14 protein-coding genes are annotated in these 13,508 nt (G+C 70.6%); 8 read left to right on the forward strand and 6 right to left on the reverse strand.

Translation table 11 applies throughout. The features are described from left to right. The first annotated feature begins 134 nt into the window (after nt 1–134). A complete protein-coding gene (locus ACH0A8_RS05800) occupies nt 135–1,079 on the forward strand; it encodes a heme o synthase (RefSeq protein WP_066654411.1) in 945 nt (314 codons plus the stop codon). 632 nt (nt 1,080–1,711) lie between these two features. On the opposite strand, the gene ACH0A8_RS05805 is transcribed toward ACH0A8_RS05800, so the two are convergent. Continuing rightward, entirely contained in the window at nt 1,712–2,698 is a 987-nt protein-coding gene (locus tag ACH0A8_RS05805) for a heme A synthase (RefSeq protein WP_251159784.1), read from the reverse strand. 250 nt (nt 2,699–2,948) lie between these two features. On the opposite strand from ACH0A8_RS05805, the gene sufB reads away from it, so the two are divergent. The 5 genes from sufB (at nt 2,949) to ACH0A8_RS05830 (ending at nt 7,187) form a co-directional block, all read left to right on the forward strand. Then, the gene (gene sufB, locus ACH0A8_RS05810; protein ID WP_066654410.1) at nt 2,949–4,367 is read left to right on the forward strand and encodes a Fe-S cluster assembly protein SufB; all 1,419 of its coding nucleotides are present in this window, start codon (nt 2,949–2,951) and stop codon (nt 4,365–4,367) included. Further along, nucleotides 4,368–5,702: a Fe-S cluster assembly protein SufD gene (gene sufD / locus ACH0A8_RS05815; RefSeq protein ID WP_311205435.1), complete on the forward strand. Its 1,335-nt coding sequence runs from the start codon at nt 4,368–4,370 to the stop codon at nt 5,700–5,702. It abuts the gene before it with no gap. Then, complete coding sequence (locus ACH0A8_RS05820; protein ID WP_081984870.1) at nt 5,702–6,028, forward strand: non-heme iron oxygenase ferredoxin subunit; 327 nt, start codon at nt 5,702–5,704, stop codon at nt 6,026–6,028. The genes sufD and ACH0A8_RS05820 overlap by 1 nt, the downstream gene beginning before the upstream one ends. A gap of 62 nt (nt 6,029–6,090) precedes the next feature. Then, a complete protein-coding gene (gene sufC / locus ACH0A8_RS05825) occupies nt 6,091–6,858 on the forward strand; it encodes a Fe-S cluster assembly ATPase SufC (protein ID WP_066654406.1) in 768 nt (255 codons plus the stop codon). Then, on the forward strand, nt 6,858–7,187 hold the full coding sequence (locus ACH0A8_RS05830) for a metal-sulfur cluster assembly factor (RefSeq protein WP_022902786.1): 330 nt from the start codon (nt 6,858–6,860) through the stop codon (nt 7,185–7,187). The genes sufC and ACH0A8_RS05830 overlap by 1 nt, the downstream gene beginning before the upstream one ends. A gap of 252 nt (nt 7,188–7,439) precedes the next feature. Here the strand turns inward: ACH0A8_RS05830 and ACH0A8_RS05835 are convergent, their stop codons facing one another. Then, nucleotides 7,440–8,039: a biotin transporter BioY gene (locus ACH0A8_RS05835; RefSeq protein WP_406906795.1), complete on the reverse strand. Its 600-nt coding sequence runs from the start codon at nt 8,037–8,039 to the stop codon at nt 7,440–7,442. 116 nt (nt 8,040–8,155) lie between these two features. Here ACH0A8_RS05835 and ACH0A8_RS05840 point away from each other — a divergent pair, with 116 nt between their 5' ends. Then, nucleotides 8,156–9,754, forward strand: coding sequence for an ABC-F family ATP-binding cassette domain-containing protein (locus ACH0A8_RS05840; RefSeq protein ID WP_066654400.1), 1,599 nt, complete (start codon nt 8,156–8,158; stop codon nt 9,752–9,754). Nucleotides 9,755–9,888: 134 nt separating this feature from the next. Here the strand turns inward: ACH0A8_RS05840 and ACH0A8_RS05845 are convergent, their stop codons facing one another. Genes ACH0A8_RS05845 through ACH0A8_RS05855 form a run of 3 tightly spaced genes read right to left on the reverse strand, consistent with a single transcriptional unit; the run spans nt 9,889 to nt 11,644 of the window. Beyond that, nucleotides 9,889–10,848 carry an SURF1 family protein gene (locus tag ACH0A8_RS05845; RefSeq protein WP_406906796.1) on the reverse strand — a complete coding sequence of 320 codons (960 nt, stop codon included), beginning with the start codon at nt 10,846–10,848 and terminating at the stop codon, nt 9,889–9,891. Beyond that, nucleotides 10,845–11,153, reverse strand: a complete 309-nt coding sequence (locus tag ACH0A8_RS05850) for a hypothetical protein (RefSeq protein WP_081985298.1) — start codon at nt 11,151–11,153, stop codon at nt 10,845–10,847. The genes ACH0A8_RS05845 and ACH0A8_RS05850 overlap by 4 nt, the downstream gene beginning before the upstream one ends. Continuing rightward, a complete protein-coding gene (locus ACH0A8_RS05855; protein ID WP_271825684.1) occupies nt 11,153–11,644 on the reverse strand; it encodes a DUF3099 domain-containing protein in 492 nt (163 codons plus the stop codon). Before ACH0A8_RS05855 ends, ACH0A8_RS05850 begins: the two co-directional genes overlap by 1 nt. 164 nt (nt 11,645–11,808) lie before the next feature. On the opposite strand from ACH0A8_RS05855, the gene fabG reads away from it, so the two are divergent. Then, nucleotides 11,809–12,522 (forward strand): 3-oxoacyl-ACP reductase FabG, encoded by a 714-nt coding sequence (fabG, locus tag ACH0A8_RS05860; protein ID WP_406906797.1) that lies wholly within the window; start codon nt 11,809–11,811, stop codon nt 12,520–12,522. A 124-nt stretch (nt 12,523–12,646) separates the two neighbouring features. Here fabG and serB read toward each other — a convergent pair whose 3' ends face one another. Beyond that, a complete protein-coding gene (gene serB / locus ACH0A8_RS05865; protein WP_406906798.1) occupies nt 12,647–13,285 on the reverse strand; it encodes a phosphoserine phosphatase SerB in 639 nt (212 codons plus the stop codon). Nucleotides 13,286–13,508 lie beyond the last annotated feature (223 nt).

The following is a 13,508-nucleotide window of genomic DNA, read 5'->3' on the forward strand; positions in this document are numbered from 1 at the left end:
GGGGCATCCTCGCGGCGCCTCGATGGCCTAAACTGGTGTCGACCCGTGTGCATTCCGGGTCGACGCACGCCCCGACGGTGACGGAGCCGCCCACCGAGCGTGCGAGCTGACGCGAACGGACTGAGGTTCCCCTGTTGACTGCCACCGCGACCCGGCCCGACACCGATCGACCCCGCTCGACGCTGTCCCGCAAGGTCCGCGCGTACGTCTCGCTGACGAAGCCCCGGGTCATGGAGCTGCTCCTCGTCACGACCGCTCCGACGATGTTCCTGGCGGAGCGCGGGGTCCCGGACCTCTGGCTCGTGTTCTGGACGATGCTCGGTGGCGCGATGTCGGCAGGGTCGGCCTCGGCCTTCAACTGCTACATCGACCGCGACATCGACCGGCTGATGAAGCGCACCAGCCAGCGCCCCCTGGTCACCGGTGAGCTCTCCGACAAGGAGGCACTGGTGTTCTCGTGGACGCTCGCCGTCCTGTCGACCGCCGTCCTCGGCTTCCTGGTGAACTGGCTGGCCGCCGCGCTCAGCGTCGTCGCGATCCTGATCTACGTCTGCGTCTACACGCTCTGGCTCAAGCGCCGCACCCCGCAGAACATCGTCTGGGGCGGATCCGCCGGGTGCATGCCGGTGCTCATCGGCTGGGCCGGTGTCACCGGGTCGCTGACCTGGGCGCCGATCATCCTCTTCATGGTGATCTTCCTCTGGACGCCGCCGCACTACTGGCCGCTGTCGATGAAGTACCGCGACGACTACGACGCCGCCGACGTGCCGATGCTCGCGGTCGTGCGCGGGCGCACGGTCGTCGGGCTGCAGGTCGTGCTCTACGCCTGGGCGACGCTCGTCTGCTCGCTGCTGCTCATCCCGGTCGCGCACATGGGGCCGCTGTACACGGTCGTCGCCCTGGCCGGCGGCATCTGGTTCGTCGTCGAGTCGCACCGGCTGTACTCGCGGGCGATCCAGCACGTGGAGCAGGTCCAGCCGATGCGGGTGTTCCACAGCTCGATCACCTACCTGACGCTGCTGTTCATCGCGGTGGGCATCGACCCGCTGCTGCCGCAGGTCTTCACCTTCACGATCTAGCCCGGGTTCGTCGCCCGCGCACGGAGCGCCGCCGGTCTGCCGGCGGCGCTCCGTGCGTCAGGGCGCAGCGCGGGCGGTCCCGGGTCGGGCGTTCGCGGGTCGGGTGGGCGGGGTGCGTGCCCGCGTCGACCCGGGTGGCGTCGGTTGACGCGACGACGCCGCTGTCGTACGACGACGGGGATGTCGCGGGAGCCTGCGCGTGACGCGGGCTGCGCGAGGCGAGTGCGCCCAGCGACGATGCCGCTGTCGTACGACGACGGGGATGTCGCAGCAGACGCGCGGCCGCGACCGGGCGTCGGACGGGAGGCGCGGGGCGGGCGGTGCTGCGCCTCCCGTCCGCACCGTGGCCGGTCCGGTGCCGAGGCGCGGGGCGGGCGGTGCTGCGCCTCCCGTCCGCATCGTGGCCGGTCCGGTGCCGAGGTGCGGGACGGCGGCGTCCGCACGAGACGGTCGCACCTGCGCGAGACGGTGCCGGATCCGGAGGCGTCCCGGGTGGTCGGAGGCGTCCTGCGCCGACGCCGGCGTTCTGTGCGTGGTCACGGTGCCGGAGCCGTGCGGACGACGACGTCCCACGCGTCGGCGCTCGGGACGGAGGCGACGCGTGGGACGTCGGAGGGCGGCGGACGACCGCGTCAGGCGGTGATGCGCTCCCGCGCGGCCTGGCGACCGGCGCTGCCGCGCGTGCTGAGCACGACGACGGTGACCGCACCGACGAGGAGTCCGGCGAGCACCATGTGGGTCCCCACCAGGCCGACCGGCAGGCCCGTGCGCGCCTGGGTCAGGCCGACGGCGATCTGCACGAACTCGACGACGAGCAGGACGAGGGCCCAGCGGCTCGACAGCCGGAGGACGACCGCGCCGACGACGAGCGCCAGCGTCAGCGCGAACAGCGCGTAGGCCGGGATGGCGTGCAGGTGCTCCATCAGCTGCGGGTCGAACCCGGTGCGGTGCAGACGGCCACCGTCGACCGCCTCGCTCGCACCCGCGTGCGGCCCGGAGCCCGTGGTCAGGATGCCGACCAGGACGGTGACGACCACCGCGACGACGGTGCCGCGGACGAGGCCGGTGTACCAGCCCGGGACGAGCCGCACCGCGGTGCGCGGACCGTTCATCGAGCGGTACACGAGCGTCGCCGTCACCGCGACGAGCGTCGTCGACACCACGAAGTGCAGCCCGACGACGAACGGGTTGAGGTTCGTGAGGACGCTGAGGCCGCCGATCACCGCCTGCACCGGGATCGCGATGCCCTGGGCGAAGGCGAGCCAGAAGAGCTCGGGGCGCGTGCGGCGCATGCGGACGACGGCGAGGAACATCGCGACCGCGACCACCACCAGCACGAAGGTGAGCAGACGGTTCCCGAACTCGATCACGCCGTGGATCCCCATCTCCGGGGTCGACACGAGCGACTCGGCGGTGCACTTCGGCCACGTCGGGCAGCCGAGGCCGGACGCTGTCAGGCGGACGAGGCCGCCGGTGCCGATCAGCACCACCTCGACGACGAAGGACGCCCAGGCGAGCCAGATCACGCGGGGGTCGACGGCGCGGGGGAGGGACCACCACCGCGGCGTGCGGGTGCCGGGGCGGACGCCCTGCTCGACGGTGGGTCCGACGCGAGTCACGAGGGTGGTGCCTTCCTGTTGTTCCGTGCGGTGAACCTGTAGGATTCGAGGGTTCAGCAGCAGTCAAGTCTAGGCAGGCGCCGGCTCCGAATGGGCCGTGATCGCCGATCGGTCGGACGACTGCGTGGGACCATCGACGTTGCGAGGCAGCAACGCCGTGGGACTCCTGTCGGAGGTCCGCGGTGGAATGGCGTCCGGACGTCACGGGTTGTCCCGACAGACGCTGCCGCGAGAAGGAAACGAGGAGACCATGTCCGACGTGCTCATCGACCGTCCAGAACTCGAAGGGCTCGGCCAGTACGAGTTCGGCTGGTCCGACTCCGACACGGCCGGCGCGTCCGCGCGCCGTGGTCTGTCGGACGAGGTGGTCAGCGACATCTCCGCCCGGAAGAACGAGCCCGAGTGGATGCACAAGCTCCGCCTCAAGGCGCTGACGCTGTTCGACCGCAAGCCCATGCCGTCGTGGGGTGCCGACCTGTCGGACATCGACTTCGACAACATCAAGTACTTCGTGAAGTCCACCGAGAAGCAGGCCCAGACCTGGGAAGAGCTGCCGGAGGACATCCGCAACACCTACGAGCGCCTCGGCATCCCCGAGGCGGAGCGCCAGCGCCTCGTCGCCGGTGTCGCCGCCCAGTACGAGTCCGAGGTCGTCTACCACCAGATCCGCGAGGACCTGGAGCAGCAGGGCGTCATCTTCATGGACACCGACACGGCGCTCCGCGAGCACCCGGAGTTCTTCGAGGAGTACTTCGGCTCGGTGATCCCGGCCGGCGACAACAAGTTCGCCGCGCTGAACACCGCCGTGTGGTCCGGTGGCTCGTTCGTCTACGTCCCGAAGGGCGTGCACGTCGAGATCCCGCTGCAGGCCTACTTCCGGATCAACACCGAGAACATGGGCCAGTTCGAGCGGACGCTGATCATCGCGGACGAGGACTCCTACGTCCACTACATCGAGGGCTGCACGGCCCCGATCTACAAGTCGGACTCGCTGCACTCCGCCGTGGTCGAGATCATCGTGAAGAAGAACGCCCGCGTGCGCTACACGACGATCCAGAACTGGTCGAGCAACGTCTACAACCTCGTCACCAAGCGCGCGATCGCGCACGAGGGCGCGACGATGGAGTGGATCGACGGGAACATCGGGTCGAAGGTCACGATGAAGTACCCGTCGATCTACCTCGCCGGTGAGCACGCCAAGGGCGAGACCCTGTCCGTCGCGTTCGCCGGTCCGGGCCAGCACCAGGACGCCGGCGCGAAGATGATCCACATGGCGCCGTACACGACGTCGTCGATCGTCTCGAAGTCGATCGCCCGTGGCGGCGGCCGCGCCGGCTACCGCGGTGAGGTCCGCGTCGACCCGGCCGCGCACCACGCCGCGAACACGGTCCGCTGTGACGCGCTGCTCGTCGACACGGTGAGCCGCAGCGACACGTACCCGGCGATCGACATCCGCGTCGACGACGTCCAGCTCGGCCACGAGGCCACGGTCTCCCGCGTGAGCGAGGAGCAGCTGTTCTACCTCATGTCGCGCGGCATGCCGGAGGACGAGGCCATGGCCATGATCGTCCGCGGGTTCATCGAGCCCATCGCCCGCGAGCTCCCGATGGAGTACGCGCTCGAACTCAACAAGCTCATCGAGATGAGCATGGAAGGATCCGTCGGCTAGATGTCGAACACCAGCACCAACCCGACACCCACCGACGGGGCCACCCCCGCACCGCGCATCGACCAGCCGGTCGAGCCCTCGGCCGTCGCACAGGGCCAGCAGGCTCCGTCCGCACGCAGCACGCAGGGCACCGACCAGCACGGTGCCCGCGCGCACTCCGACGGCGGCTGGGACGCGAAGGTCCCGGTCCAGACCCGGTCCGAGCGGCCGCAGTCCGGTGACCTCGACGCGTTCCCGCCGGTGACCGGCCGCGAGGTCAACTGGAAGTTCGCGCCGCTCGCGAAGCTCCAGCCGTTGCTCGAGGGTGGCCTCGACGGCTCCGCCTACCCGTTCCTGGCGCGCCAGACCGAGGGGGCCGACGTCGAGTGGGGTCGCAGCGACGACCCGGTCGTCGGCACCGCCGGCCTGCCCGAGGACCGCGCGGCCGCGGCGGCCTGGACCGCCCGCGACGCGGTGCTGAAGGTCACCGTCAAGGCGACCGAGGCGCACGAGTCGATCTCGATCACCCGCTCGGACTTCGGCACGCAGGCCCGCGCGGCGCACACGGTCATCACGGCCGAGCAGCACGCCCAGGGCATCGTCGTCATCGACAACCGCGGGTCGGCGCTCCTCAGCGAGAACGTCGAGATCGTCGTCCGTGACGGCGCACGGCTCACGGTCGTCAGCCTGCAGGACTGGGACGACGACGCGGTGCACGTGTCGACGCAGTTCGCCGAGGTCGGTCGCGACGCCTTCCTCAAGCACGTCGTGGTCTCGCTCGGCGGCGACGTCGTCCGCGTGAACCCCTCGACGCACCTCGGGGCGCAGGGTGCGGACACCGAGATGTACGGCGTGTACTTCGCCGACGCCGGGCAGTACATCGAGCAGCAGGTGTACGTGAACCACGACGCCCCGAACACCCGTGGCCGCGTCAACTACAAGGGCGCACTGCAGGGCGAGGGTGCGCACACGGTCTGGATCGGCGACGTGCTGATCGGGCGCGCCGGTGACGGCACCGACTCGTACGAGCAGAACCGCAACCTGGTGCTCACCGACGGCACGCGCGCGGACAGCATCCCGAACCTCGAGATCGAGACGGGCAACATCGAGGGAGCCGGGCACGCCAGTGCGACCGGTCGCTTCGACGACGAGCAGCTCTTCTACCTGCAGGCCCGTGGCATCCCCGAGGAGGAAGCACGTCGCCTCGTCGTGCTCGGCTTCCTGGTCGAGGTCATCCAGAAGATCGGCGCGCCCGAGCTCGAGGAGCGCCTGATCGCCGCGGTCGAGCAGGAGCTCGCCGACGGCCGGACCGTGGTCGCCGCTGCGGAGCCCGAGGCCGAGCAGGCGGACGCCTGATGGCCGAGAAGGTCTGCGCCGAGTCGGAGATCGCCGTCGACAGCCCGATGCGCGTCGTCGTGGACGGCACTGCCGTGGCGATCGTGAAGGACTCGGCCGGGGCCGTGCACGCGATCGGTGACACCTGCACGCACGGGGACATCTCCCTGGCCGAGGGCTTCGTCGAGGGCGACACGCTCGAGTGCTGGGCCCACGGGTCCCGCTTCTCGCTGGCCACCGGCAAGCCGCAGAACTTCCCGGCGTACGAGCCGGTGCCGGTCTTCCGGGTCGAGGTCCGTGACGGCGACGTCTACGTCGACGTGCACGACCCGGTCCCCGTCGACTGAGCGACACCACCACTCTTCCCGCGCGGCTGACGCCGCACAGCAGCTGTAACCGAAGGAACGCAATGTCCACTCTCGAAATCCGTGACCTGCAGGTCTCGATCGACACCGACCAGGGCACCAAGGAGATCCTGAAGGGCGTCGACCTCACCATCAACGAGGGCGAGATCCACGCGATCATGGGGCCGAACGGCTCCGGCAAGTCCACCCTGGCCTACACGATCGCCGGTCACCCGCGCTACAACGTCACCGGCGGCTCGATCACGCTCGACGGCGAGGACGTCCTCGCGATGAGCGTCGACGAGCGCGCCCGCGCCGGCATGTTCCTCGCGATGCAGTACCCGGTCGAGATCCCCGGCGTCACGGTGTCGAACTTCCTCCGTACCGCGAAGACCGCGATCGACGGCGAGGCCCCCGCACTCCGCGGGTGGGTCAAGGACCTGCGCCAGTCGATGGCCGACCTCAAGATGGACTCGTCGTTCGCCGAGCGCAACGTCAACGAGGGCTTCTCCGGCGGCGAGAAGAAGCGCCACGAGATCATGCAGCTCGAGCTCCTCAAGCCGAAGTTCGCCGTGCTCGACGAGACCGACTCCGGCCTCGACGTCGACGCGCTGAAGATCGTGTCCGAGGGCGTCAACCGCGCGAAGGCAGCGACCGGCCTCGGCGTCCTGCTGATCACGCACTACACGCGCATCCTCCGCTACATCAAGCCGGACTTCGTCCACGTGTTCGTCGCGGGCAAGGTCGCCGAGCAGGGTGGTCCGGAGCTGGCCGAGCGCCTCGAGAACGAGGGCTACGACCGCTACGTGCAGGCTGCAGCGGCGGGCAACTGATGATCACCGCACTCTCCCCGGAGAAGTTCGACGAGGTCGTCGAGGGCCTCAAGGAGGTCCAGGACCCGGAGCTCGGCGTCAACATCGTCGACCTCGGCCTCATCTACGACCTCGCGATGGACGACGAGGCGAACGCCCTCGTGATCAGCATGACGCTGACGAGCGCGGGCTGCCCCCTGACCGACGTCATCGAGGGCGACACCGCCAACGCGCTCGACGGCATCGTCGACGCGTTCCGCATCAACTGGGTGTGGATGCCGCCGTGGGGTCCGGAGCGGATCACCGACGACGGACGCGAGATGATGCGCGCGCTCGGCTTCTCGATCTAGCCGCCACGACGCACGGACGGGAGGCGCGGTGCCAGCTGGCACCGCGCCTCCCGTCCGTCGTCGGTGCGGTGCGCCCGCCACGCCGAGTGCGCACGATCCGTCACGTTCGACCGGTCCCCGCGACGCCCATCGCCCGCCCGGCGTCCGTCGCGCGGCGTGTCGTGCTCGCTCGCGGAGGGAGACAGCAGCCCGGGTCGGAACAGCGACGGGCCTCGCACCAGCAGGTGCGGGGCCCGTCGTCGTGCGGGTGCGTCAGCGGCGGCCGACCAGCTTCCACGCCAGGGGCAGGACACCGGCGGCGATGAGGGCCTTGGCGACGCCACCGACGATGAACGGGTAGAGGCCGGCGGCGAGCACCGACTGGGTGTCGTTCGGCGCGCCGAGCTGACCGAGCACCACAGCGAGCCAGGGCAGGCCCGTGACGAAGGGGACGGCGGTCGCCAGGAGCATCGCGACCGTGGCACGCCCGACCTTCCGGTCCCAGTTCCAGCGGGCGAGCCAGCCGACCAGGCCGGCGGCCGGCACGAAGCCGATGACGTAGCCGAAGCTCGGCGAGGCCAGGGCTGCGAGACCACCGGAGAACTCGGCGAAGAACGGTGCACCCGCGAGGCCCGCGACGGCGTAGACGAGCAGCGACAGCATGCCGCGTCGGGCGCCGAGCGTGGCGCCGACGAGCACGACGGCCAGGGTCTGCCCGGTGATCGGGACCGGCCACATCTGCACCTGGAGCTGTGCCATCGCGGCGGTGAACAGCGCGCCGCCGGCGACCAGGGCGGCGTCGGTGGCGAGCCCCGAGGTGCGAAGACGGTCGGCGAGGACTGCGCGGCGAGCGAACCCGGTGGCGTTCGTCATGGATTCTCCTAGAATGGACTGCTGGTCCCGTTCGAGGACCATCGGTCCCGTCAGCGTAGCGGTGCACCTCCCGCACACGTCGTTGTGCACATCACCAACTGATTGGACGTCCTCCTGTGCTTGCCGTGCACGACCTCGAGATCCGCGTAGGCGCTCGCCTCCTCATGGAGCACGTGTCCTTCCGCGTCGAGAAGGGTGACAAGATCGGGCTCGTCGGGCGCAACGGCGCCGGCAAGACCACGATGACGAAGGCCCTCGCCGGCGAGTCGCAGCCGACCGACGGCAAGATCGAGCGCTCGGGGGAGATCGGCTACCTGCCGCAGGACCCGCGCTCGGGCAACCCCGAGGACACCGCGCGCAAGCGCATCCTCGACGCCCGTGGTCTCGGCGAGCTCGTCGAGGGCATCCGTCAGGCGACGCTGGACATGGCGAGCGACGACGCTGACGTGGCCGAGAAGGCCATGCGGCGGTACAGCCGGCTCGACGACCAGTTCAACGCGCTCGGCGGGTACGCTGCCGAGGCCGAAGCGGCGTCGATCGCATCGAACCTCAAGCTGCCGGACCGCATCCTCGACCAGCAGCTGAAGACGCTGTCGGGTGGCCAGCGCCGGCGCATCGAACTCGCCCGCATCCTGTTCTCGGACGCCGAGACGATGATCCTCGACGAGCCGACGAACCACCTCGACGCCGACTCCGTGGTGTGGCTCCGCGAGCACCTGAAGACCTACCCCGGCGGCGTCATCATCATCTCCCACGACGTGGAGCTGGTGGACGAGGTCGTCAACCGCGTCTTCTACCTCGACGCGAACCGTCAGACCATCGACGTCTACAACATGGGGTGGAAGCTCTACCAGCGGCAGCGCGTGGCCGACGAGGAGCGCCGCCGCAAGGAGCGTGCCGGCGCCGAGAAGAAGGCCGCGACCCTGAAGGACCAGGCCGCCCGCTTCGGCGCGAAGGCGTCGAAGGCTGCCGCTGCGCACCAGATGGTCGCGCGCGCGGACAAGCTGCTCGCCGGACTGGAGGACGAGCGCGTCGCCGACCGCGTCGCGAAGATCCGCTTCCCCACGCCGGCACCGTGCGGTCGCACTCCGCTGATGGCCGAGGGGCTGTCGAAGTCGTACGGCTCGCTCGAGATCTTCGCCGGGGTGGACCTGGCGATCGACCGAGGGTCGCGCGTGGTGATCCTCGGTTTCAACGGTGCGGGCAAGACGACGCTGCTCCGGATCCTGGCCGGTGCGGACCGACCGGACACGGGCGAGATCCTGCCCGGGCACGGCCTGCGGATCGGGTACTACGCGCAGGAGCACGAGAACATCGACGTGAACCGCACGGTGATCGAGAACATGGTGTCGGCGTCGACGGACCTCAACGAGACCGAGGCCCGTCGTGTGCTCGGTTCGTTCCTGTTCACCGGCGACGACGGCTACAAGAAGGCCGGCGTCCTGTCCGGTGGCGAGAAGACCCGGCTGTCGCTCGCGATGATCGTCGTGTCGGGCGCGAACGTGCTGCTGCTCGACGAGCCCACGAACAACCTCGACCCGGCGTCGCGCGAGGAGATCCTCAACGCGCTGGCCGGCTTCGAGGGCGCCGTGGTGCTCGTCTCCCACGACGCCGGTGCGGTCGACGCGCTCAACCCCGAGCGGGTGCTGCTGCTGCCGGACGGTACCGAGGACCACTGGAACAAGGACTACGCGGAGCTCATCGAGCTGGCGTAGCGACCCTCTGACGGACGGGCGCGCACCGCTCAACGGCAACGCGGAGCGTTGCGCGGGGCGCGCCGACCGAGCCTGCGAGGGAGGACGGTGCCGGCTGGCACCGCGCCTCCCGTTCGTCCTGGGGTCGCGATCCGTCAGCGGTGCGCGCCGAGCAGCTCGTCCTCGACCTCGTCGTCGGACCTCGGCTTGGCGTCCTTCCGCCGCTGCCGTTCGAGGGCACGCTCGCGCTCCTCGGGGTCGTCCTGGTTGAGGTTCCGGTACTCCTGCACCATCACGTAGGCCAGGAAGCCGAATCCTCCGGCGGCGAAGAGGAACCACTGGATGAAGTAGCTGAGGTGCAGACCGGTGTCCGCGGACGGACGGTCCCACCCCAGGGGCCGAACCTCCGCAGGAGCGGGGGACTCGGAGGCGAGCTGGCCGTACGCGCCCGTCCAGATCGGGGCGTCGACCTTGCCCGCGACGTCGGCGAGCGTCACCGACTGCACCTGGTCGGTGTGCGAGGGGTCGGTGCGGCCGGGGATGCGCGGCTCGCTCTGCTGCAGGCGCGCGATCACCGTCACCTGTCCGTTCGGCGGAGCGGGGACGCTGTCCGGCGCGTCCTGCCGGTTGCCGGTCGGCACCCACCCGCGGTCGACGACGAACGCGCGACCGTCGGCGGTGACGAGCGGCGTGAGGACCTCGAACCCGGGCTGGCCGTTGTGCACGCGGTTGCGGACGAGGAGCTGGTCGTCGACGTCGTACCGGCCGGTGACCTCGACCCGGAGCCACTGTTGGTCGTCGGTCCACGACGAGGCCCGGGGGAGCGCCTGGTCGAGCGGCACGGGCGTGTGGTCGTAGTTCTGCGCGATCTGCTCGTTCTGCCGGACGGCCTCGTTGCGCCGGTCCCACTGCCACATCCCGAAGAGCGTGCAGATGATCGCGAAGGCCACGGCGATCGCGAAGTACCCGAGCCAGCGGCGGCTCCGGACGAACCGCCAGCCGACCGTCGGGCCGTCGGTGGTGTCCGCGTGGACGGACCCGGGAGCGGCGTCGCGCTGGAGCTTCGCGGCGTGCTTCCGGCCGTAGCGGGCGCTGGGGTCGAACTCGTCCGTCATCGTCCGGTGCCGCTGGAGCGCACCCCGACGTCGTTCTTCGGGGCGTCCTCCCGCGCACGGACGTCGTCGAGGCTGTCGACGTCCTCGTGCATCCCGGTCACCCGGACCGGGAACGAGCGGGAGCGCAGGTAGTCGGCGAGGAAGTCGCAGTGCTCCTCGCAGGCCGCCCAGATCTTCACGCGGTCGACGGCGTGGATGCGCGGGTTCCGCCAGTTGATCCGCCACTCGGCCGTGTTCGTGCAGCCGGCCCGGGAGCAGACCGGTGTCGCGCCGGGCTCCGTGAAGAGGTCGAACGTCGCCCCCATCAGCGGCGCGTCCGGGACTTCGCGGACCACACACGGGAGCGGTCGCCGTTCCGCTGCCACTCCTCCTGCGCGTGCTGGGCCTGCTCGCGGAGGCGTTCCTGCTCGGCACGGTAGGCCTCGGCCCGGGCGTCCTCCTGCTGCTCGCGGAGGCGGGGGTCGACGGCGTCGTAGAGCTCGATGGCTCCGGCCGGGGCGACGATGTCGCTCTCGGCGTGGTTGCCGGCGTTGGCGAGGATGACCGCGACCCACGGGATGACCGCGGCGAGGACGATCGGGATGACCGCGAGCCAGGTGTGCCAGGTCGTCCACACGAGGACGGCGCCGATGAAGCACACCACGCGCACGGCCATCTGCCAGACGTACTTGGACAGGCGGTGCGCCCGGTCCAGCTCGGGGGAGTCCGGCAGGGACGTGATGCTCTGCGTGGACCCGGAGTGGGTGTGCGTCGCGTGGAACCGGCGCTGCGTCGACTTCATACGGTGTTCTTCCATTCGCCAGGGTCAAGCCTAAGCCCGGACCACCGACAGTTGCCCCGCCGCGCGGGGGACAGCTGCGGGGAACGGCTCCGGTACGCTCGTCCGGGCGTGTCCAGCGGCCCACGGCTCGGCCGTCAGGTCGGCGGACACCGCGTCACCACCACTCGAACGGAGCGATCATGACCACCCCCCGTACCGTCCTCATCACCGGCGGCAACCGCGGCATCGGGCACGCCCTCGCAGCGCGTTTCGTCGCCGCCGGGCACCGGGTCGCCGTGACCTCCCGCAGCGGCCAGGGCGGACCCGAGGGGGCGCTCACCGTCGCCGCGGACATCACCGACTCCGCCTCGGTCGACGCGGCCTTCACGCAGGTCGAGGCCGAGCTCGGGCCGATCGAGGTCCTCGTCGCCAACGCGGGCATCACGAACGACCAGCTCCTGCTCCGCATGTCCGAGGAGGACTTCACGAGCGTCGTCGACACGAACCTGACCGGCACGTTCCGGGTCGTCAAGCGCGTGACCAAGGGGATGATGAAGGCGAAGTTCGGGCGCATCGTGCTCATGTCGAGCGTCGTGGGCGCCTACGGCCAGGTCGGTCAGGTCAACTACGCCTCGTCCAAGGCTGCCCTGGTCGGCATGGCGCGCTCGATCACGCGCGAGCTCGGGTCGCGCGGCATCACGGCGAACGTCGTCGCGCCGGGGTTCATCCAGACCGACATGACCGCGGCCCTGCCCGAGGAGCTGCAGGCCGAGTTCAAGAAGCAGATCCCGGCGGCGCGCTACGGCACGGTCGACGACGTCGCCGACGCCACGCTCTTCCTGGCGAGCGACGGTGCGGGGTACGTGTCGGGTGCGGTGATCCCGGTCGACGGCGGTCTCGGGATGGGGCACTAGCCCCGGACACCGACCGGCGGCCCGCTCGGACCGTCCTCGAGACTCGGCTGGGCGGACACGTTCGCGACGTGGAGTCCGCGAACGTGTCCGCGGAGGCGAGACTCGGCTCCGCGGCGCGTGCGGCTCAGCCCCGCAGGCCCAGCGTCGCGAGCACCGCGGACAGGTCGCGGTCGACGACCGCCACGTCCGCCCGCTCGCGCACCAGCGGCTTCGCGTCGAAGGCCACGCCCAGGGCGGCGACACCCATCATGACCAGGTCGTTGGCGCCGTCGCCGACCGCGACCGTGCGCGACAGCGGGACGTCGTCCGCCCCGGCCCACGCACGCAGGGTCTCGGCCTTCGCCTCGGCGTCGACGACGTCACCGAGCACCCGACCGGAGAGCACGCCGTCGACCACCTCGAGACGGTTCGCCCGGCAGTGGTCGAGGCCGAGGCGCGCGGCGAAGGGGTCGAGCACCTCGTGGAAGCCGCCGGACACGACGCCGACCGTGCCGCCTGCGGCGTGGACGCCCCGGACGAGCTCCTCGGCTCCGCGCGTGACGCGGATCGCCTGCTGCGCGCGGGTGCAGACGTCGGCCTGGAGGCCCGCCAGGGTCGCGACCCGCTCCCGGAGGCTCTCGGCGAAGTCGATCTCGCCGCGCATGGCGCGCTCCGTCACCGCCTGCACCTGTGGCCGGGTCCCGGCGTGGTCGGCGAGCAGTTCGATGACCTCGTCCTCGAGCAGCGTGGAGTCGGCATCGAGGACGACGAGGAAGCGTGGCACGGACCAACGGTACCGACAGCTGGAGGCGCGGCTGACGTCTGTGACGTCAGCCGTGCCTCCAGGCCGGTGCGGCGGGATCAGGCCTCGACGCGGACGCCCTTGCCGACGTCGGTAGGTGCAGCCCGGACTCGGCGACCGTCCCGGACCAGGCCTCGACGCGGACGCCCTTGCCGACGTCGGTAGGTGCAGCCCGGACTCGGCGACCGTCCCGGACCAGGCCTCG

Source organism: Curtobacterium sp. 179-B 9B NHS, from assembly GCF_045370965.1.
Taxonomy (GTDB): Bacteria; Actinomycetota; Actinomycetes; order Actinomycetales; family Microbacteriaceae; genus Curtobacterium.